22 protein-coding genes and 3 tRNA genes are annotated in these 20,918 nt (G+C 39.5%); 8 read left to right on the top strand and 17 right to left on the bottom strand.

From position 1 onward, the window contains the following. Positions 1-5: 5 nt before the first annotated feature. Positions 6-275 (bottom strand): hypothetical protein, encoded by a 270-nt coding sequence (locus tag FET73_RS07770; protein ID WP_154223374.1) that lies wholly within the window; start codon positions 273-275, stop codon positions 6-8. A gap of 307 nt (positions 276-582) precedes the next feature. On the opposite strand from FET73_RS07770, the gene FET73_RS07765 reads away from it, so the two are divergent. The 3 genes from FET73_RS07765 to FET73_RS07755 all read left to right on the top strand — a co-directional run bounded on the left by FET73_RS07765 (position 583) and on the right by FET73_RS07755 (position 3,342). Next, entirely contained in the window at positions 583-1,908 is a 1,326-nt protein-coding gene (locus tag FET73_RS07765; protein ID WP_154223373.1) for a S41 family peptidase, read from the top strand. Positions 1,909-1,927: 19 nt separating this feature from the next. Further along, positions 1,928-2,572 (top strand): energy transducer TonB, encoded by a 645-nt coding sequence (locus FET73_RS07760; protein ID WP_179952172.1) that lies wholly within the window; start codon positions 1,928-1,930, stop codon positions 2,570-2,572. 101 nt (positions 2,573-2,673) lie between these two features. Then, positions 2,674-3,342 carry a DUF1456 family protein gene (locus FET73_RS07755; RefSeq protein WP_154223371.1) on the top strand — a complete coding sequence of 223 codons (669 nt, stop codon included), beginning with the start codon at positions 2,674-2,676 and terminating at the stop codon, positions 3,340-3,342. 9 nt (positions 3,343-3,351) lie between these two features. Here the strand turns inward: FET73_RS07755 and FET73_RS07750 are convergent, their stop codons facing one another. The 4 genes from FET73_RS07750 to ffh form a co-directional block, all read right to left on the bottom strand. Beyond that, positions 3,352-3,867: a hypothetical protein gene (locus FET73_RS07750; RefSeq protein ID WP_154223370.1), complete on the bottom strand. Its 516-nt coding sequence runs from the start codon at positions 3,865-3,867 to the stop codon at positions 3,352-3,354. Positions 3,868-4,032: 165 nt separating this feature from the next. Further along, the gene (locus FET73_RS07745; protein WP_154223369.1) at positions 4,033-5,499 is read right to left on the bottom strand and encodes an NHL repeat-containing protein; all 1,467 of its coding nucleotides are present in this window, start codon (positions 5,497-5,499) and stop codon (positions 4,033-4,035) included. 100 nt (positions 5,500-5,599) lie between these two features. Beyond that, positions 5,600-6,385: a hypothetical protein gene (locus FET73_RS07740; RefSeq protein ID WP_154223368.1), complete on the bottom strand. Its 786-nt coding sequence runs from the start codon at positions 6,383-6,385 to the stop codon at positions 5,600-5,602. Then, positions 6,385-7,743 (bottom strand): signal recognition particle protein, encoded by a 1,359-nt coding sequence (ffh, locus tag FET73_RS07735; RefSeq protein WP_154223367.1) that lies wholly within the window; start codon positions 7,741-7,743, stop codon positions 6,385-6,387. The genes FET73_RS07740 and ffh overlap by 1 nt, the downstream gene beginning before the upstream one ends. Positions 7,744-7,876: 133 nt before the next feature. Between ffh and FET73_RS07730 the strand changes: the two genes are divergently transcribed. Then, positions 7,877-8,629 (top strand): cytochrome C assembly family protein, encoded by a 753-nt coding sequence (locus FET73_RS07730; protein ID WP_154223366.1) that lies wholly within the window; start codon positions 7,877-7,879, stop codon positions 8,627-8,629. Positions 8,630-8,635: 6 nt separating this feature from the next. Next, complete coding sequence (locus FET73_RS07725; RefSeq protein WP_154223365.1) at positions 8,636-9,913, top strand: HlyC/CorC family transporter; 1,278 nt, start codon at positions 8,636-8,638, stop codon at positions 9,911-9,913. Here the strand turns inward: FET73_RS07725 and FET73_RS07720 are convergent. Continuing rightward, positions 9,910-11,073, bottom strand: coding sequence for an MFS transporter (locus tag FET73_RS07720; RefSeq protein ID WP_179952171.1), 1,164 nt, complete (start codon positions 11,071-11,073; stop codon positions 9,910-9,912). The two genes, FET73_RS07725 and FET73_RS07720, sit on opposite strands and share 4 nt — an antisense overlap. 136 nt (positions 11,074-11,209) lie before the next feature. Between FET73_RS07720 and FET73_RS07715 the strand changes: the two genes are divergently transcribed. Next, on the top strand, positions 11,210-12,193 hold the full coding sequence (locus tag FET73_RS07715; protein ID WP_154223395.1) for a polyprenyl synthetase family protein: 984 nt from the start codon (positions 11,210-11,212) through the stop codon (positions 12,191-12,193). A gap of 40 nt (positions 12,194-12,233) precedes the next feature. Here FET73_RS07715 and FET73_RS07710 read toward each other — a convergent pair whose 3' ends face one another. From FET73_RS07710 to fur, 6 genes are all read right to left on the bottom strand, one after another. Then, positions 12,234-13,430, bottom strand: a complete 1,197-nt coding sequence (locus FET73_RS07710; RefSeq protein WP_154223363.1) for a zinc metalloprotease — start codon at positions 13,428-13,430, stop codon at positions 12,234-12,236. Positions 13,431-13,589: 159 nt separating this feature from the next. Then, positions 13,590-13,665, bottom strand: a tRNA-Glu gene (locus FET73_RS07705). Between the two features lie 49 nt (positions 13,666-13,714). Beyond that, positions 13,715-13,790: transfer RNA gene (locus FET73_RS07700), tRNA-Glu, on the bottom strand. A gap of 56 nt (positions 13,791-13,846) precedes the next feature. Then, positions 13,847-13,922, bottom strand: a tRNA-Ala gene (locus FET73_RS07695). An 80-nt stretch (positions 13,923-14,002) separates the two neighbouring features. Further along, on the bottom strand, positions 14,003-14,359 hold the full coding sequence (gene queD / locus FET73_RS07690; RefSeq protein ID WP_154223362.1) for a 6-carboxytetrahydropterin synthase QueD: 357 nt from the start codon (positions 14,357-14,359) through the stop codon (positions 14,003-14,005). 1 nt (position 14,360) lies between these two features. Next, entirely contained in the window at positions 14,361-14,762 is a 402-nt protein-coding gene (fur, locus tag FET73_RS07685) for a ferric iron uptake transcriptional regulator (RefSeq protein ID WP_154223361.1), read from the bottom strand. A gap of 70 nt (positions 14,763-14,832) precedes the next feature. Between fur and FET73_RS07680 the strand changes: the two genes are divergently transcribed. Then, complete coding sequence (locus FET73_RS07680) at positions 14,833-15,171, top strand: outer membrane protein assembly factor BamE (protein WP_154223360.1); 339 nt, start codon at positions 14,833-14,835, stop codon at positions 15,169-15,171. Between the two features lie 80 nt (positions 15,172-15,251). Here the strand turns inward: FET73_RS07680 and FET73_RS07675 are convergent, their stop codons facing one another. Together FET73_RS07675 and FET73_RS07670 are read right to left on the bottom strand one after the other, a co-directional pair. Then, a complete protein-coding gene (locus FET73_RS07675; protein WP_154223359.1) occupies positions 15,252-15,545 on the bottom strand; it encodes an RnfH family protein in 294 nt (97 codons plus the stop codon). Next, positions 15,538-15,978: an SRPBCC family protein gene (locus FET73_RS07670; protein ID WP_154223358.1), complete on the bottom strand. Its 441-nt coding sequence runs from the start codon at positions 15,976-15,978 to the stop codon at positions 15,538-15,540. Before FET73_RS07670 ends, FET73_RS07675 begins: the two co-directional genes overlap by 8 nt. Before the next feature lie 69 nt (positions 15,979-16,047). On the opposite strand from FET73_RS07670, the gene smpB reads away from it, so the two are divergent. Beyond that, on the top strand, positions 16,048-16,521 hold the full coding sequence (gene smpB, locus FET73_RS07665; RefSeq protein ID WP_154223357.1) for an SsrA-binding protein SmpB: 474 nt from the start codon (positions 16,048-16,050) through the stop codon (positions 16,519-16,521). Positions 16,522-16,541: 20 nt separating this feature from the next. Here the strand turns inward: smpB and FET73_RS07660 are convergent, their stop codons facing one another. Genes FET73_RS07660 through FET73_RS07650 form a run of 3 tightly spaced genes read right to left on the bottom strand, consistent with a single transcriptional unit; the run spans position 16,542 to position 20,909 of the window. After that, positions 16,542-16,943, bottom strand: a complete 402-nt coding sequence (locus tag FET73_RS07660; RefSeq protein WP_154223394.1) for a type IV pilin protein — start codon at positions 16,941-16,943, stop codon at positions 16,542-16,544. Next, complete coding sequence (locus FET73_RS07655; protein ID WP_154223356.1) at positions 16,933-17,298, bottom strand: hypothetical protein; 366 nt, start codon at positions 17,296-17,298, stop codon at positions 16,933-16,935. The genes FET73_RS07660 and FET73_RS07655 overlap by 11 nt, the downstream gene beginning before the upstream one ends. 11 nt (positions 17,299-17,309) lie before the next feature. After that, the gene (locus tag FET73_RS07650) at positions 17,310-20,909 is read right to left on the bottom strand and encodes a pilus assembly protein (protein ID WP_154223355.1); all 3,600 of its coding nucleotides are present in this window, start codon (positions 20,907-20,909) and stop codon (positions 17,310-17,312) included. Between the last annotated feature and the right edge of the window lie 9 nt (positions 20,910-20,918).

Below are 20,918 nucleotides of genomic sequence, written 5' to 3'. Positions count from 1 at the left end.
TCTTTTTAGTCAGCACTATCATCAAACTTATTTTCAAAAATTAAATCCGCTGGCATAGGGAAATAGCCTCCTGACACTGTTAAATTACCACCTTCCATTCTGACTGCATCGCTCTGCCCTATAACACCTATTATCATCACACTGTCTTCTTCAGAAATACCGCCTCCATTATCAACAGAGTACCAGTTAATTTCCTGAGATAAAGCCAAACCACACATAAAGCATAATAAAAGACAAGACGTTTTGTACTTGAATAGAATAACCTCAGATTTCATGACACACCCTTAAATTTAAACACACAGCTATTCAAGTTAACTTACCACAAGCTTAATGCCAGATAAACATTTAAGCTAATTATTGAAATTCTAATTATCAGCCGTTAACTCAATTGTTCAGATGCAGCCCAATGAACACAGTAATAAAAACAAATTTAAAATTTAAAATATAAATTGTTGAACTAAATAAGAACAACCGACTCTTAATACATGACTAATGGCATGGTAGCAAATTTTACTTGCTACAAAATGCTGTCAATTATTTACAATAAACTAAATTACAAAAATCAAAAAAGAGGATCAGAAATTGAACAGACACTTAATTAAAACCGCATTGTTCATCACTTTAATGTGCTTATCATTAACAGCCAATGCACAAAACAAACCGCTACAATTAACGGCCAAAGAAATCAGCCAGGTCATAGAATCAACTGCAAAATTACTTAACAACAACTATGTCTATCCGGACAAAGCTGAAAAAATAGCCAAACAACTGAAAAAGAACCTCAAACGAGGTGCTTATAAAAAATTAACTGACCCCATGCTTTTGGCGGAAAAAATACAGCAAGACCTGGTATCTGTTGTAGATGACACACACCTGATTTTTGAGTTCAACCCTGATTTAGTCACGCACCTGCGCCAAGATGAATCAAAGCTGGCCAACTCATGGTCTATCGAAACCCAGTCACCTGACATGCACCGTTTCAATTACGGTTTTGAATCTGTCAAAATGCTGGAAGGCAATATAGGCTACATAAAAATCAACAACTTTTTTGATACCGAATTCGCATCAGAAACCGCCACTGGCGCCATGAATTTTCTCAGCAATTCAGATGCCATCATATTTGACTTGCGCCAAAACAGTGGTGGCAATTGGCGCATGGTACAGTTAATCAGCAGTTATTTATTCGACACCACTCCCGTACATTTGAGTGGCTTTTATTGGCGTCCTGAAGACAAGCACACCCAAAATTGGACATTGCCCTATGTACCCGGCAAAAGAAACCCCAATGCAGAAGTGTTTATTTTAACCAGTGCCAACACACACTCTGCTGCTGAAGAATTCACATACAACCTCAAGCACCTAAAAAAGGCAACCGTCATCGGCGAAGTGACTATGGGCGGTGCGCACCCAGGAATATTCAAGCCCGTGAATGATCTATTTGCCTTATTCTTACCCATAGGAAAATCCACAAACCCCATCACCCATACCAATTGGGAAGGCAAAGGTGTTCAACCTCATATTGCTGTTCCAGCAGCAGACGCATTGACTGAAGCCAAAGTTCAAGCCTTAGAAAAACTGTCTAACAAATACCCTGACATGCATGGAGAATTGTACCGTTGGTATCTAATCTCTGAAAAAGCCAAAAGAAATCCTGTTGAATTGGACCAAAAAACACTGGAAAGCTACACCGGCACTTATGGCCCAAGAACCTTGTTACTTGAAGGCAATGACATGTATTACCAAAGGGCTGGTGGCCCCAAATTACTTTTGAATGCACTGGAAAGCGATTTGTTTGAACTGGATGCAGACAACAGCTTCAGAATGAGAATCATAAAAGAAGATGGAAAAGTGACTGCGCTTCAAGGAATTTTTGACAATGGCTTTAAAGACATTTTTTCAAAACAATAGTCATTTGATGAGCAAAAACATGCAAAATATCATCAAATACAGCTGTTTAGGAGTCAGTGCCGCTTATATAACAGCGGTACTGTTTCTTGGTATGTTGAACTTACTTAAGGAACAGCACGCCAGATTTAACAATGAAACACTTGATTTCACAATTTCATATTTTAAAACGGAAGATGATTTGGCGTTAAAAAAACGCAATCACAAAAAACCAAAGAAAAAACCAAAATCATCCAAACCTCCAGCCTTACCTCGCATGTATATGATGACCAACCAAGTCAAGTTAAACACTTCTCCTGAAAAATTCAATTATGGGTATAACTTAAAAGCTTTTGAGTACAACCCCTTGTCTGGCCCAGGAATTGACCTCGGCAAACTGAACACTGATGAAATGGGCGGGGTCAAGTCAGCATTACCTCCAATATACCCACCTGCCGCTTTATTCAGAGACAAGGAAGGTTGGGTTGAAGTGTTAATTTCTATTAATCAGGTGGGCCTGGTTGATGACATCAAAGTTTTAAAATCTGAGCCTTCAGACATATTTAATGAAGCAGCCATCAATGCCGTCAAAAAATGGGCATTTTACCCTAAGACAAAAAACGGCATTCCTTTGCCTTACCAAATTACACAAACCATAGCGTTCAATATTGACAGACCTGAAGAATGATTTTGCTAAAATAAATGCCTGTTTCTGTGCAGGAAAACACGCGCCCAATCGGTTAATCAGTTAAACTTGCACTTTTATCAATACCCATTCAGGTAAACAACATGAACAACAATGATGTTTTGCGTCGTACCCGTTATATCCTCGACCTTAAGGATAACCAAATAGTTAAAATTTTTAAGCATGTTGATCGCGCTGTAACTGATCAGCAGGTTAATACCTGGTTGAAAAGAGACGATGAACCTGAGTTTATTGCCATGGGTGATGAAGACTTAATTGATTTCTTGGATGCTCTGATCATTGAAAAACGCGGCAAAAAAGACGGCCCAAGCGTACGTTTCAAGCAAAAGCTTGATAACAACTTGATACTGATGAAACTGAAAATTGCGTTTGCCTTAAAAGCTGAAGAAACTTTAGATGTCATGCAATTGGCCGAATTCAAAATCAGCAAACATGAGTTAAGCGCCCTGTTCCGCAAAAAAGACCACAAACACTACCGCGTTTGTAAGAACCAAATCTTACGTAAATTCATGAAAGGTTTACAAATTAAACACCGTGGCAAATCCAAAGCCATGACCAATAAACCAGCCCCAAAAGCAGCTGAGTTATCTGACAGTCCCAAAAGCTTTGAAGATAAAAAGCCAGAACCTAAAACTGAATCAAAATTAAAACTGAAACCATCTAAACCCAGGTATTCAGAAAACAAACGCCCAAGCACACGCACCAAAACCGTTTGGAAAGTGCCTGCTAAAAATACAGATAAGAAAGACTAACTCAGAAACTTATTTAGCGGCTGTGCTCTCAAATTTTGCTTTGGCAATAAATTGTCCAACGAAATAGCCAGCGTATGCCGCTAAAAACCATTGCCAAAAGGGTGCGCTGCCTTCACCCATCCAATAAACAGGCCAAGTGATGGCAACAATAAAATTCATCAATGATTCAATAAAGAAATCTATGATCGAACCAAAGCCCAATTCATAAATCGCCGCCATGATGCCCAATTTACTGGAAAACAGTTCAATGATTTCATTGATCTCCAACAGAATATAGGTCAGTACAGCAACCAATCCATAAAACCCCCCGCCAAACTCAACCCACTTACTGGCGAGAATACTGGTGGCACTGAAGTTTTTTTTCATGGTTTTGGCTTTTTGTTTTTTTGTTGCCTTATCATGTCCAACACGCTTGGATACCATGTCGGTTACTTCGGGGTCGTTTTGCTTATAAACCAGATAAAACAATACAAAGCTGCTGACACACAGAATAAAAAACACCATAAATAATTCAAGATACATCATGCTACAGGCTCAAAATACTCACACCCAATTTTGGATGGACAAACGAAACAGTATAAGGCCTATTAAATTTGGTTCAATACTAAATAAAAATGAATTCCCTGTGAACAAGACTGTTCACAGGGAATTCAGTAGCTAATCAATCAATTTAATCACAGTGTAATAGCCTTAAAAGTCAAAATTTCCACCAAATATCATGTCATTATGAAAATTGGCAACCAAACTTTGAAAATCTCCGTTGTATGACCAACCAGTAATATACAGTTCCTCAGAAACTGGGTCATATGCCAATCCGTGTGCATAATCCCAAAAGCTGGTGGCATTGAACGTGTGCACCGCTTTACCAGAATGCCCAATCCCCCAATTGGTGTCAAGGAATCCATTTTGTGTAAACCTCGCCATGGTAACAGCACTGTGGGATTGCTGGTTATTATCTTCCCATCCTGCACTACCCGCAATGACAAAACCCCCATCTTCTTCAACCACCATTTCAGCTGCATAATCGCTGGTATCACCAACAAAAATGTAATTAAATCCAACCACCGAACTGCCATTGGGATTTTCACCAAAAGCCGTATCTGGAACCCACTGTCCCAATTGATCTTCCATGTATCTGGTGATGGTAAAGTCTGTACCACCGTCACCACTGGCAGAGCCAGCGACCAGCAACCTAGGTCCAATACCAAAAGGCCCGTCATAGGTATATATCATATCAGCAACAAATTCACGACTATCAAAAGCTATGTTGCCACTTTGAGTTGACCAACTTTTAACCAAAGCGCCTGACATGTCAAACTCACAAAATGCCATGTTCCATCCATCAGCATTAGAGCCGTTACCTTCAAAAGCAGACCCACCCACTATATACGTTTGGTTGTATGGGTTATAAACAATCGCAGATGCATTGTCCTCTGAGCCACCACCGCCAGCGTGGTCAAACCAACATTGACTCTTTCCATCTGTACTGAATGTGTTGTCAATTGTTAAAGCCCCGCTGGTTGGATTTACATCAAGAACTGCAATTCCAAAATCAGTATCGTTAACGTTAGTGCGCTCTACTGTGGCAGCAATGGCCAATTTATTGATCGATGGCACATAAACCATATCTGAAAAATTATCATCTATCCTGTCATCTGTACTACCTAAATCAAACTCAATTTGTTGACCACCCACTTTAAAACCATTGGCATTGTAGTGATAGACATAGACCTCTGCTTCACAATTGTTGTCAGTTTGACAATATTCTCTGGAGTAGCCAACAAAAACCCCATCACTGCTATCAACAGCTAATTCATATTCAAATTGATTCCAGCCTGACGGTGGCAAAGCCAGTTTTACCACCCCATCTGTATCAAATGTTGTGTCTAAATCACCATTTTTCAATCGCCTTTCAACGCGGGCCTCTTTCACCATTTGACCGTTAAAATCAGTATCATATGTCCCTACAACATATATTCTACCTTGTGAATCCACTTCAACATCTGCGCCGTACCGGTTATAACCAAGTACACCAGACACATCAAAGCCATCTGTAATTCCATCTGCTGAAAAAGTTAAATCCAACCCACCTAAATCTACTGCATGGGCAAAATTTAAACCCATGCTGGTACAAACCAAACAAATTATTTTTTTCATGAATACGCTCCTAAAGTTATTGTTGTTAGGAGGTATTACGACAAGGGTTTATTCAATAGGACAACAAAAGAAAATTTAATTGAAATATTTTAAGTTTCGGTTACAAGTTGATATGAGTAAACAGTTGATTTTTTATAGGATTAAGTCGAGACCAATGTGTTTTAGGTGCTTGAAATTGGACCACATATAGGTCGTCATTGTCCTCATCAACATAAAATTGAACCACGATTTTTAATGTATGCTGTCGCTGTCGCTTTTTTTGGTAATGAACGTTGAACACTTTGAACTTACTGTGTGCAATGAATTCACTTTCTGTCAACTCAATGTTTTCATCAAAACGGATTTGGTGAAACATATCTATGGCAACTGAAAATGCTGGCTTTTTAAAGTTTTTAACTGTATTGGCAAACCTTTTAATGGTCGCACCGGTTTTTAATGAATTGGGTCTGATAAGCCTTTTTGGGCTGACAGTTATGGCATCTCCTTTAGGCACTGAAAAAGATTGAACATACCAACTTGAAGGTGCTTTAACGCTGGCCAATAGTGTATTCAAATTTATTGAGAGTTCGGAATTATGTTTTGAACGAGAATTGCTGGTTTGACGATTAATTTTCGATTGCTTTTTTGGGGCTTCAGTGGCCGACTGTTGGTGCCAATGCCTCTTGTTTTGAGTTTGAGCCTTTTTAGCAGGCTTCTTGTAGGTACCAACCTGACTGTTTACCGGACAAGCTTTGTCCATCAATACCACTTGTCCATCCGATAAAGTGCAGGTTCGCAATTTAAGCTTTTTTGCGGAGACTGAAGTGGTAATCAACAACAAAAAAAGCAGCAAAGTACACTGCTTTTTATAGGTTAATATTTTTTTAGACACATTTTCTTGATACATTAAAATGGCATACCACCAGGCATTTTACCACCCAGTTTTTGCATCATTTTCATCATCCCTTTACCTTTGAATTTACGCATCATTTTTTGCATTTGCGTGAACTCTTTCAGCACTTTAGATACGTCTTGAATGCTGGTACCTGAACCGTTCGCAATGCGGCGCTTTCTCGAGCCTTTTATTAATTGTGGGTAGCGTTTTTCCTTTATTGTCATCGAATTGATGACAGCCAATTTTTGACCCATAATTTTATCATTGGCCTGGTCTTTTACTGCATCTGGAATGTCTCCCATGCCTGGTAGCTTATCCATCATGGAAGCCATACCGCCCATATTCTGCATTTGCATCAACTGAGATTGGTAATCTTCAAGAGTGAATTTATTACCTGTAGCAACTTTTTTAGCCAGCTTTTCCGCTTCTTTTTTGTCTATCTTGCGTTCAACTTCTTCGACCAAAGACAACACATCGCCCATGCCCAAAATGCTTGAAGCCACGCGGTCTGGATGGAATGGCTCCAAGGCCTCCATTTTTTCACCCACACCTTGGAATTTAATTGGTTTACCTGTGATGGTTTTAACCGAAAGCGCCGCACCACCACGTGCATCACCGTCAATCTTGGTCAGCACGACACCCGTCAGGTCCAAAACATCTGAGAATGCTTTTGCTGTATTGGCCGCATCTTGACCCGTCATGGCATCTACAACAAACAAAGTCTCTGTCGGATTGATGCTGTTTTGCAAGGATTTGATTTCCTTCATCATCGCATCATCAACCGCCAATCGACCGGCCGTATCAACAATCAAAACATCAAAGAATCCTTTTTTGGCTGCTTGCAAGGCCGTCATACCGATGCTGATAGGATCATCAATAACCGATGATGGATGCCAATGAACACCGACTTGATCTGCCACAGTCTGTAGCTGTTCAATCGCTGCTGGCCTATAAACGTCTGCAGAGACAACCATCACTTTTTTGTTGTGACGTTCTTTTAAGTGTTTGGCTAATTTACCTGTGGTGGTTGTTTTACCCGCACCTTGTAAACCTGCCATTAAAATAACCACAGGCGGTTGGGCATTGAAATTAATGCCTTGGGTTTCTTCACCCAAAACTTTAATCAATTCCTCTTGAACCACCTTGACCATCACTTGTGCGGGTTTCAAACTGGTCATCACCTCTTTACCTAAGGCGCGGTCTTTAACATCATCAATGAATGATTTGACCACCGGCAAAGCCACATCAGCTTCCAACAATGCGACACGCACTTCACGCAAGGCGTCTTTGACGTTATCTTCAGAGAGGTTGGCCTGACCTCTTATTTTTTGTATGCTCTTGGACAGTCGATCTGTTAAGTTCTCAAACATTGTGACGATAATCCTGTTGGTTATTAAAAGTCATGCTATTATAATGTTTTCATTATTGAATGTTAAGCCAGAGGTGTTTATATTAGTCAAAGTCACCTTTTAAGGCTCATCAAAAACTGATTTTTCAACCAATATGACTTACCTGCTCTTTGCCACATTTTTGGCACACTTTCTGGCTGTTTTCACGCTTAAAAACCAGCGCACATCTAATTTATTGCTTGTGGTTGCCAGCGCCCTACAAACCTTATTATGCGGCCAATTGTTGCTGTCACAAGAAGGCTGGTCTTTTAATGCACAAAATGCAGTGTTATTGGTCAGCTGGGAAGTCAATATCATCGTATTGTTAGCCACCATTAGGATGTTGCCTGTGCGTTTTTTAATTCACACCATTTCAATGGCTGCACTGGTATGGATTTATTTTTGGCCTGCTCTGAGCGATGTCACTCCTTATTCATGGCAATTAGACCTGCACATCATGCTGTCCATTACTGCTTATGCAGTGCTTTCAGTTTCCAGTGTTTTGGCGCTGGCCCTGGCTTGGCAAATCAAACGAATGAAAACACATGTTTTTTCAGGAGCCGGCACATCCATGAACAACCTGCTCAGTAACGAGGAAAAATTGTTCAAACTGGTTGTCACCGGTTGGTTACTGCTGTCTTGTGCTTTGGTTTCTGGCATGATATTTATTGACGGCTTTTTCGGCAATGGTATGGGGCACAAAGTGATTTTTTCTTTGATTGCTTGGATACTCTTTGCTTTGTTGATTTTTGGCCGTTTGACCAAAGGCTGGCGTGGCAAAAAAGCGATAAAACTAAACCTGTTGGCGATGGTGCTTTTGGCACTGGGCTACCTGGGCAGCCAAATCGTTATAGATTACTTTGTATAACCCAGCATGTTAAACTCTATTCCTACAAATTACTTATTGGGCGCCATTGGTGTACTGCTGTTTTTGTCAGCCTTTTTTTCTAGCTCGGAAACGGCTTTGATGGCACTGAACCGTTTGAAGCTCAAAAACGACGCGAAACAAAAGAAAGGCGCTTACTTGGCACAAAAATTATTAGAGCAACCTGATCGCTTGATTGGATTGATTTTAATTGGCAATAATTTCATCAACATTGCAGCCACTGCTTTGACGACTGTCGTTGCGATCAAAATTGCTGGTGACAAAGGTGTGGCATATGGTACGGCATTCCTGACTTTTGCGATCTTGATTTTCTCTGAAGTCACACCCAAAACTTACGCCGCCTTACACCCTGAAAAAATTGCCTATGTCGCTTCATTCATTTTAGCACCCATGCTGAAAATTCTTTACCCTCTGGTGTGGCTGACCAACTTATTTACCAATGGTATATTAAGACTTTTAGGCGTCCCACAATCAATAGCAAAAGAAGCATTATCTCATGAAGAGTTAAGGACTTTGGTGGTTGAGAACAACATGATCGACCCCAACGAACATCAAAACATGATGATCAATGTGATGAACTTAGACCACATCACCCTAGAAGATGTCATGGTTCCACGCAATGAAATTCAAGGCATAAACATCAATGACGATTGGGCCACTATTGAGAAGCAATTAATAGAAACTTATTTAACTCGTCTGCCCGTTTATCAAGACAATATTGATGAAGTGATTGGTATCCTACACATTCGAACCATTTTATCTTTGTTAAACAACAAAACCTTAAACAAAGAACGTTTGAAAAAAATCCTCAGAAAACCCTATTTTGTTCCAGAATCCGCCAGGTTGTCTGCACAAATGAAAGAATTTCAACGCAAAGAACGTCGCATGGGTTTGGTTGTTGATGAATATGGTGATTTGGTTGGCTTGGTCACACTGGATGATATTTTAGAAGAGATTGTTGGTAAGTTCACTTCAGAACCGGGCGACCGTGGTTTGAAAATCATCAAAAAAGGTGATAATCAGTACCTCGTCAAAGGGCGCATCGCGATACGATCACTGAATCGACGCCTTCAATGGAACCTGCCGACTGAAGATGCCACCACAATCAATGGCTTGATTACTGAATACCTTCAAGATTTACCTACCCAAGACATCGCAGTAGAAATTGAGGGGTACCGCATGACCATTCTTGAAACAACAGAAGACAACATCATCAGCAGGGTTATGATTGAACCACCATTGGTTAAAAACTTGAAAAGTGACTAATTATTTTTAAACGCCTTGATACCTAATGCTGTGAAGCTGAATAACAAAACAAAAATAGCATAGAAAACATACTCAGCTTTCCATTGCATCACATAACCGGCCAAAACACCGCCGATGAAAGCACCAAAAAATTGACTGGAAGAATACACACCCATTGCGGCACCACGGTATTGATCATCAGCACGTTTAGACAACAATGAAGGCATGGCTGCCTCTAAAAAGTTAAACAAACCAAAATATACAGTCATCATTAAAGCCAACATCCACAGTGATTTAACGCCCCACCCTAAAAGCAATACCGAGAGGCTCAAGCCTAACATGGCCAATAACAAGAATTTTACATGTTGCTTTTTCTTTTCTTGTAAAATAATCAAAGGAATCATGATGAACAAGGACAGTATCAGCACAGGGACATACAGCTTCCAATGCGCATGACTTTCAAAATTCAATTGATGAAGCATTAACAATGGCAATACCACAAATATGGCGGACATACTGGCATGCAATAAAAAAACAAAGACATCAAGCAGCAGTAAATCCTTTTGTTTAATTGCCGCAATCAATTCAGCAGTACTGAAGCCTTTTTTTACTTTTTTACGGGGCTCCTTTACAGCCACAAAAAGCAAAGCCAGTGCAATCAGCGCAAGAACCGCAGTCAACCAAAACAAGCCTTTGATACCAATCCACTGCGCCAAAAGGGGGCCAGTCATAAATGACAACATAAATGCAAAGCCAATACTCGCGCCCACTATGCCCATCATTTTTGCCCTTTGTTCAGGACGAGACACATCAGCAATATAGGCCATTCCAGTCGATGCAATGGCTCCCATGCCTTGCACACAACGACCCAAGATTACCCAATAAATATCATTTGCCAATGCCGCCACAACAGAACCCACAAAAAACATGAGCAATCCTATTGCCATGACTTTTTTTCTGCCCCAAAAATCAGACAACAATCCCATAGGAACTTGCAACAAAGCCTGAGTTAGTCCATACATGCCTACCGCCAAGCCTATTAATACAGGCGTAGAAAAAGGCAGCTTTTCCGCATAAATCGAAAAAACGGGCATAATCAAAAATAAACCGTATACACGCAAAGACACCAATGCGGCAATCGACAGTGCGGCTTTTTTCTCTTCTGAATTGATGGCGCTCATAATGGCGCGCATCTTATCATTGTTAACCCATGTCGCGTTGCAAAAATTCAGTCAATGTGACAAAAGTCAACTGCACCTTAACCCTGCTTTGACATATAATGTGGCGCAATTAAAGTTATCGATATTTTTTGACAGCATGAGTACTAACATCACGGATTTGAAACAAGTTTTGTCACTGACCCAGAACAACATGGATAAAGTGAACCATCACCTGCGTCAACAACTGACCTCAGATGTGGTGTTAATCAACCAAATTGCTGAATACATCATCGCCAATGGTGGAAAGCGACTGCGCCCCATGTTAATGCTTTTGATCAGCCAGGCCTTAAATTATCAAGGCCAACAAAACATCAACTTGGCCGCAGTGATTGAATTAATTCATACAGCCACTTTACTTCATGATGATGTGGTAGATGAGTCAGACATGCGGCGCGGTGAAAAAACATCTCATGAAATTTGGGGTAATGCAGCCAGTGTACTGGTCGGTGATTTTTTATACTCAAAATCATTTCAGATGATGTTAGAAGCCGATGACATGAGGGTGATGTCAGTATTGGCCAATGCAACCAACCGCATTTCTGAAGGTGAAGTCCAACAATTACTCAATATTGGTAACTTAGACATCACAGAAAAAGCTTATTACCAAATCATTGAAAACAAAACAGCAAAACTGTTTGAAGCTGCTTGTGAATTGGCGGCCATTTTGGGTGACCTAAATAATGAACAACAACAAAAGCTTGCTAAATTTGGTATGCACCTGGGTGCGGCTTTTCAAATTGCCGATGACGTTTTAGATTACACTGCAGATGCGGAAACCATGGGGAAAAATTTAGGTGACGATTTTGCAGAAGGTAAACTCACCTTGCCTCTGATATACATCCTTCAAAATGGCAACGACATTGAAAAACGATTGATTGAAAGTGCTATAAAAACTCCAGAGCAAGCAAACTTTGAACAAATCAAAAATCTGGTTAACCAATCAGAAGCCTTACAATACACCAACAATAAAGCCAAACAAGAAGCGGAACATGCCAAAGAATGTATTGCTAACCTTGCAGAATCTGATGCCAAGTCTGCCCTGCTTTTTCTATGTGATTATGCCTGGCAAAGAAACAAATAAAGCAGGACAATTGCCATCAATTTCTTTAACTAACACTTTGTCAATCACTTGTAACTGGGTTCATACAACTTACAATTTCTAAATTATTCCTGTCGAAATCTTGGACGCCATAGAAATTAATATTGGCCCAGTCATCATAATCACTTAAGCTGTTCAATTCCCCGCTGCAGTTGTTAATTATTGCATCACCATTGATGTCTGCTGCCACATTTGAACCATCAATTATGGCGTTGCCATTCCAATCAATTGCAAAATTATTACAAATACCAACAGACTCATTCAAAGAAGCTTCATTCAAAACTGCGTTTAATCCTCTTGAATAATCAAGAATACCGTTTCCTATGCCATCACAGTCATTGTCTGCGCCAGGAAATTGGAATTCATAATTCATCACAGAATTATAGTGTGGTTTGTTATTACAATTGGTTGAGCCCCCATGTCTTAAGGATAAATTATGGCCCAATTCATGCAAAATAGTATGCGAAGTGTTTCTGTCTGAAATATAGCATTGTAATGACACGATCAGGTCATCACCATTGACTTCAGCCTGACCTGAACTGCCACTATTGGTGTTGTACCTGTGTGGCAAAATGACATAATGAAAATACCCTTCCCGATTGCTTTCAAACTGACTGGCTTTATAAGCAGCAAATTCAGCACCACTTACTCCACCATCTAATACACCATCTACATCATTAAGAAAGCTTCCTTGATTAAACACCCCTCCTTGACCATAATCCTGAATAACCACAATTCCAGTGCTACCATCAGGATTCATATTAGGTGCGCTTAAAAAGGCCAGTTCAACTTTATTCATGGCATTGATGGTTGGACGGTGGCTGTGAGCTGAACAAGTCCCTGAGTCTAAATTGTCATCAAACCAATCGTATTCTAATAAAATATTTTGAATCAAAGGGTTGGCACCCATTGCTGGCAGGTCAAGTCCATCCATTGTACCCAACACTTCATCGCCATCATTAATCGCATCGCCATCCGTATCAGCATCATCAGGATCTGTACCTGTGTTAAATTGACTAACAAACACTTGCGTATTGGTTTCATAACAATTTAGCAAGCCATCACTGTCATTATCACCAAAATCCTGACAAGTAACCAAGGGTTCAAAGCCATCAAGAAAGATCAAGTCGTTCTCAAAACCATTTTTGAAGATTAATGAAGAAAAGGCATGGCTATGAACAAGTATCAGAATGATAATTAAATGGCGCTTTTTACTCATGATTTTAGTCCAACAAATGTTATAACAACAATCATATCAGCAAGCAGTTTGAAAGAATAAAAAAATCAAACAAAAACACAAGTGATTACAAAACAAAAAACGATTTTGAATTTTAAAAAAAGAAGTGGGAAAGATGTAACCTAGGTTTTAGAAGCTGAATGGCGTCCCCTAGGGGACTCGAACCCCTGTTACCGCCGTGAAAGGGCGGGGTCCTAGGCCACTAGACGAAGGGGACGCAGGACATTACAACAATTTTATTCTTTTACACCTATAAAAAAGAAAGGTGGCGTCCCCTAGGGGACTCGAACCCCTGTTACCGCCGTGAAAGGGCGGGGTCCTAGGCCACTAGACGAAGGGGACGCAGGACACTTACTAACTATCTTCTTTGCCGCTTTAAGCAACAAAGCTTAAAAATATGGTGGAGCTATGCGGGATCGAACCGCAGACCTCAACACTGCCAGTGTTGCGCTCTCCCAGCTGAGCTATAGCCCCGAAGCGGATGCGTATTATCATCATTTAATAGTCTTTAGTCAAACACTTTTTTGCAACTTTTTTAAGAACTACAAAAATATTTACTCACCCCTATACAGACAACCAGATGTACATGTTTCACACACTTCAATTTGACTCAACAACGGCAAGTCCGGCTTAAGTTGTTTCCAAATCCATTGTGCCAAAACCTCACTGGTTGGGTTTTCTAATCCTTCAATATGATTCAAACAGGCATGATCTAATTGATCGTACAATGGTTGAAAAATTGATTTGATGTCTGCAAAGTCAATGATCCAACCACTTTGCGGATCAGGCTCTCCAGTGACCGTTAGGATAACTTTGAACGAATGTCCATGTAATCGACCACATTTATGACCGTCAGGAACATGAGGTAACCAATGCGCCGACTCAAGGTAAAACTCTTTATAAATGTCCATATTATTTTTTCTTTTTAACGTAGAGAACCATTTTATGATCCATCAACTCATAACCATGCTTTTCTGCAATTCTTTCTTGTAATCGTTCTAACTCAGAGTCGAAAAATTCAATCACATCTCCATTATCCAAATCAACCATATGATCATGGTGGTCTCCGGTTTCCAGTTCATACACAGCTTGGTTGTTTTCAAACTGGTGCTTACACACCAAGCCAGCGGTTTCAAATTGATTCAAAACACGATAGATGGTGGCCAAACCTACATCATGACCTGTTTGTTTCATTTCTGTGAACAAAGCTTCTGCTGTGAAGTGTTCTCCTTTGTTATTGGTTAAAAATTCCAATACCTGTAAACGGGGTAATGTGACTTTTAGACCAGCTTCCTTAATTTCTTGACTACTCATTTAGATAAATAACTGTTATTTAATAAAATTTATTGTATCATTCTCGATTGATTTTTGAACAACTAAAAAAATGAAAATTGCACTGACTACCTTATTTTTGGCTTTGATGACCTTAACCGCTTGTTATAAGACACCTGTTCAGCAAGGCAACATATTGAAACAAGAAGATATAGATGAAGTAAAACCTGGCATGAGTAAACGACAGGTAGCCATCATTTTAGGCACACCTACGGTTGCCGACCCTTTTAATCATGACCGCTGGGATTATGTCAACACATCTAAAGTAAAAGGACAATTCAAAAAATTGAAAAAATTTACTGTATATTTTGAAAATGACAAATTGGTTAAAACAGAAGGCAATTACTTTCCCAAGGAAAATAATGTAGAAATTGAAGAGCCTGAAGATTAACTTAAAGCAAAATGATTAACTTTGAAAGCCAGCGCTCTGCTGGCTTTTTTCAACCCTTACATACCCATGAATAAAGCAATTTAAAGGAATTGTTTGTTCTCTTTTTGAACCTCAGCTTTGGCTCGCCTCTTTTGCTTGGGGTCTGCAATCAGTGGCCGGTATATTTCGATTCGGTCACCATTATTCAAGCCATCAGACATTTTTTTTCTTTGACTAAAGACCCCAACATCAACAGTTAACATGTCAATTTCCGGGTATTTATTCAATATATTTGAAGCCAGTATGGCTTGTTCTATTGTTGCGTCATTATCAACGGATACCTTAAAAATTATTTGCTCGTTCTCTTTAGCATAAATCACTTCAATATCAAGCATATAAATCTCCAGCCCGGCTCACAAAATCCGACACCATTCGCTCTGCAATTCTCTCAAACCCTTTAGCAAACAGTTGATTAATCACAGACGATTTGACTTCATAATTCAACAATAAACTCACACGACAACCCACATCCCCTAAAGGCTTGAATGCCCAGTGTCCATGTAACTGGTTAAACGGGCCTTTTTTGAGCTGTAAATCTAAATGCAACACACCTGCCCTGTCCTCTTTTCTGTTGGCCGTCATGAATGATACATTAATGCCTTTGACAGACATATCTAATGTGGCTTCGTAATAATCGCCATCTTGGTGGTGAATCGTTCCTTTAACACACCACTTCAGAAACTCTGGATATGAAGTCACATCATTAACCAATTGATACATTTCATCGGCCGTGTGTGTCACTATTGCTGATTTAACAACTTCAACCACAATTAAATTCCGTGCATTGGTTGCTTATTTTCAATAAAATAGACTGTTCCATCAATAAAAGACCTCAACATGGCCAAACAAAAGAAAAAGGATAATAACATTGTTACCAATAAAAAGGCATCTTACGAGTTCCATTTTATTGAAGATTACGAAGCTGGCCTGGCTCTGGAAGGCTGGGAAGTTAAAAGTATACGCGCTGGCAAAGTCAACTTGGCAGAAAGTTATGTCTTTGTCAAAGAGGGTGAGGTTTGGTTAACCGGTTGTCATATCACACCACTCAACACAGCTTCTACTCACATCATTCCAGAAACTAACAGAATGAAAAAGTTGCTGCTCAATCGGAATGAGATAAATTATTTGATTGGAGCGGTTGAAAGAAAAGGATTGACCTTGGTGGCCAGAAGCCTGTATTGGAAAAAAGGGAAAGTAAAACTGAAATTAATTTTGGCTCAAGGTAAAAAAGTACACGATAAACGTGCTGCAACAAAAGACCGTGAATGGAACATACAAAAACAAAGAATACTCAAAGGCAATCACCGCTGATTGCCTTTGATAGTCACTTTTTATTCCCAACAAGCAGCTGGTGTTTTTTGGCCCAAATTATCATATTGAATTCTGATACATGACGGGTCATCCGTTGCTTGCTTACCCCTTGCGACTGCTCGAATTCTCCACCCATTATTAGGTCTATTTTGATGTACTATTCTATAGTCTTTCCATCTTAGGAATGAATTCGTTAGTGATAAAGCTGTGCCTCCACCAGTTACATTTGTTGGATATGCATTGGTATTAGCATAAAATTTCTCATACATACCAGCCACTTGCAAAACCTTATCCTGTGCTTCAACCCGCTTGCTTCTGACGACATATTGTCGATAGTTTGGGATGGCATAAGATGCCAACAAGGCTATGATTGCAATAACCACCACTAATTCTATTAAGGTAAATCCAGATTTATTTTTCATCTCTATCAAACTCTTCTGCGTCTTCTAATGGTTGATTTGAAATATAACGAACAATTTTATAATCTGCATATTTAGCATCTTCTTTATTGCTAATTAATTCAAAATAATACACTTTGCCTGCTTTTAATTCACGCAATGGGATGGCTGGCTTTTCATACTCAGAATAGGAGTACAAGCTTTGCTCTTCATCCAATACATATTTATATGATAAACCATTCACAACAACAAGTTTTTGACCAACATTTACCATATCAACGGTTCCTTTGATGACATTTATACTTAAGCCATCTGCATTAGAATAAGGCCCAATTAAAGTCAATGCAAACATGATTAATAATAGTTTTTTTGTTTTCATGATTTCCTCTTTTATTGAGTTAGTACATTCGTCCAATTTCTTCGACGCCATGTGTGTTTATATAAATCAATGATATTGGTATTTTCAGTACCTTCTATCACTATTGATGCACCTCCTCCACCTTGGTTTTCAAGAACTGGAGGTTCTCCAATAATAAAATCAGGTATTGAAATCAAGTCACCACTACCAGGAATGCTAACCAGCTGACCACCAATGTATATCTTAATATTTCTAAATATATCTATTTCCGAACCACCTTGAATTGGTGTACCGCCCGTTAATGGATTGATAGAAACAATCCAACTTTTCCCTCCAGGTAAACAAGGATCAACACCAGCTGTTACATTAGTTGTTGCCAACATCAAGTCACTATTGAAAAGCGCCATAGGATTAAACACCCTTTCACCTTGATCAATCAAGCGAAGCTTCCATCCATAGTCTTGCGTATAATCAACAACATTATTTGACAAACTTCTGAATGATGCATTACCACTCATGGATTGTGTTACAAATCTTGAGTCCATAATATCTAAATTGTCTTCTGTGGATGAGATGCCATCTATAACACCAACCATATACTGTTCAGCAGGTAAACTGATATCTCTGTCTGGTATTTCAATGTATTTACCCGTACCAAATACAACCATAATATCATCATACTGAGTTTGTACTGAATCAGGTATGGCAATAACTTTTGGCTGTACTGTAATGGGTCTATCCATAACATTTTGAGCTTTAACTAATGCCGTGGCTGTCCAATTTGAAGGATCAGTATCACTTAAATCGAAACGCCATAAATTGCCGTATAAATCTCCAGCATATGCCAGATCCACACCTATATCGACACCATTACCACCAACAAGATTACTTTCCTTAACAAATTCAGAATCCACTCCAACTGGAGTTGCCAAACCATTTGGCGTTGTACTGCTTCCTACACCGGTATCAATTTTCGTTATTAACTGACCATCACTTAACCTAACAACATACATTACGGCGTTGCCAGAAGCACTCACATGGTTGTTTGGATCTGATGGATTGTTGGTGTCATTTTGTGAATTATTATAACCATTCGGGAGTAATGCAACCCACTCTCCAGTGCTGCTTATTCTGACAATTTCAGGTTTACCATAAGTATATCCCAAGTCTTGATCGTCAGAATCGGTAAACTCCCAAAGTACTTTAGGTTGAGTAGAAGATGCATCGGTCACATCTAAAGCATAATATGCTTGTCCTCCGTACCTCAATCCCCCAACTAAAATGGTTTTCCAACTCCCGTTTATAAAGACATCCCTCTTCACTGGCGTATTATCAACATAAGAGTGGTGTTTATTAGTCGGCAAGTGTGCCAAATTCTCTATTACTGTATTAGGAATAAAAGACCACACCTCTTGCGCATGACCCGTGGGTGATGATGACTCTGTTTCAAATGCATGTAACATCCCGCCATTTGAACCAACATACACCATGTTCTTTCTTCCAAATTCAGATATTTTAAAATCTAAATAAGGGCTACCTTCTTCTGGAGACCCATTTGGCCACAAATTGTCTTTATAACCCTCTCCAGGGCCACGAACAATGACCGGGCTAGAGTGTACAATGTCTGACATGACTGATTTTCTTGTTCTCAATGAGCCATTGTTAGCTTGCTCTTGATCCCTGTCTCCAATGACATAGTTGATGATGTTGTTTACATCTGTTCCATCTACTGGGTTATTGTAATTTAATCCAGCATATTGACCGGCACTTTCCTGAATCATCTGTTTCAATGCTGTATTTAATGTGACATCAAACTTAACAACACTGTTAGCCGCCTTGTCATATGTGTAAATATTTCTTAAAGCCTGTTTGGTCACATTTTCTTGAATAGAATCACAGTATCCACCTGTCAAAACACACCCTGCATCCCATGTGATATCACCAAAAGATCGATCTGCATTTACCTCTTTTGCCTGAAGTGTTCCTGACCAAGTTGATGAGTCAAATGAAGGTGAAAATGCAGACGTATTATCAGTAATAATACCCGATGTTACTGTTGAGGTACTGCCTCTAGAAACCCTTTCAGTGATGTTATTTACCACTTCATTTAATGCATTAATCAGTTCTTCAGGGTCATTGGCACTGAAAAAATCGCCACGACTGTTGATTGATGAATGCCATACATCATCAATCACATTATTAGGCCAAACGCATGAGGTTGGGCTGTTGGCTCTTAATGATTGATACACAGCATCTTTTGAATCAGTAACTCCAACTGTGTTACATGTAGTTGTATTACCACTTGCGTGGGCTTCAACCCGAGATGCATTCAAGCCCATGCCCACATTGTAAGTCACTACATGTTGCCAATAGGCTGGGTCATTTTTTGGATTCCAAACGAATTCAGAACTCTCCCACTCATCAGTTAAACCCGAAAAATCAATCGAACCATTGTCGTGATCGGTATAATCTTTTTTATACCTTGGTACATAATTTGGTAAATTAGGCTTTAAATCTCTCATCCAAGAATCAAAGGCCACATCTGCTAAATAATTATCTCTACTGTAATTATATATTTTTTGGGCACCTGCTCCATTGTAGCCCATCGAACCATAAAGTGGTTGGTTACCATTTTCAGGTGTACCTGTATCACCAGGTATGGATCGACTGGTGTCATCTTGTATAAAAGTACCACTTAAGCCACCATTCCAACCACCATCTGATATGGCTATATGAAAGTTTTGTTGACAAGATAACAAGCCAGCATAATCATCAGAAGTATAACTGGAATCTAATTCAAACTTTTCACCAGCCCTTTTGAAAGAGGCCCTTAGTGGCGTTCCACCACTGGTTGGTGCACCAAATAACCAAGAAAAAAAGTTATTTCTATGTGTATCCTCAAACTTATTAAGGTTATTAAAAGAATTTCTGTAATTCAATTCTTGCCAAGCAATTTTAAAACTGGGATTGAATCCTGCAAAAGCTCTACTGATTGCCGCCTTTGATAATTTTGCTCGAGAGTTATAGTAGGTGTACCAGTTAGCAAAGTTTTTCAACTCATCGGCATCTGTAATGTTGTACCTTGTATTACCTAAATAGTAATACGGTTGCGTACCACCCGTACAACCATTATCACAACCCCAACCAGTTGGATATTGATTGGTCCAACTTCCACTTCTGGCGTTATACCTTCTGGTGTCTTTAAAGCTGATTGTGACATTATTACCTGTTCTAGAGTAACTGAAATTACCCATAGCTATGTAACGTGTACGAATATCCACCCTGGCATTCATGTCATTGGGGTAGCCATCGACCATCGCATTTGAAGGGTCTGACTGAGGAAAAGAAGAGCCATCAGCTCTTAATGGGGGTGAATAAGTAATATTAGGATTGTAATACAATCTGTTTTTTGTAGGGTCTACAAAGCCATTAGAATCATTGGCACCCATATATGTCCAGGCCATACTGCCAGAATCGTCCAATGTCACAGCGATGGCAGGAGGGACCGTTTGATTAAGGAACAATGGTTCATGTGATAACTGCAACAAAGAAGCATCAGCATAATCAGCACCAGAAATCATTGCCACAGTTGCAGCCACAAGTACTTTATTGATTTTAATTATATTTTTCATATTAACACC

Origin of the sequence: Marinicella rhabdoformis, assembly GCF_009671245.1 — a bacterium.
Lineage (GTDB): Bacteria > Pseudomonadota > Gammaproteobacteria > Xanthomonadales > Marinicellaceae > Marinicella > Marinicella rhabdoformis.
This window is presented reverse-complemented; position numbering and strand designations above follow the sequence as displayed.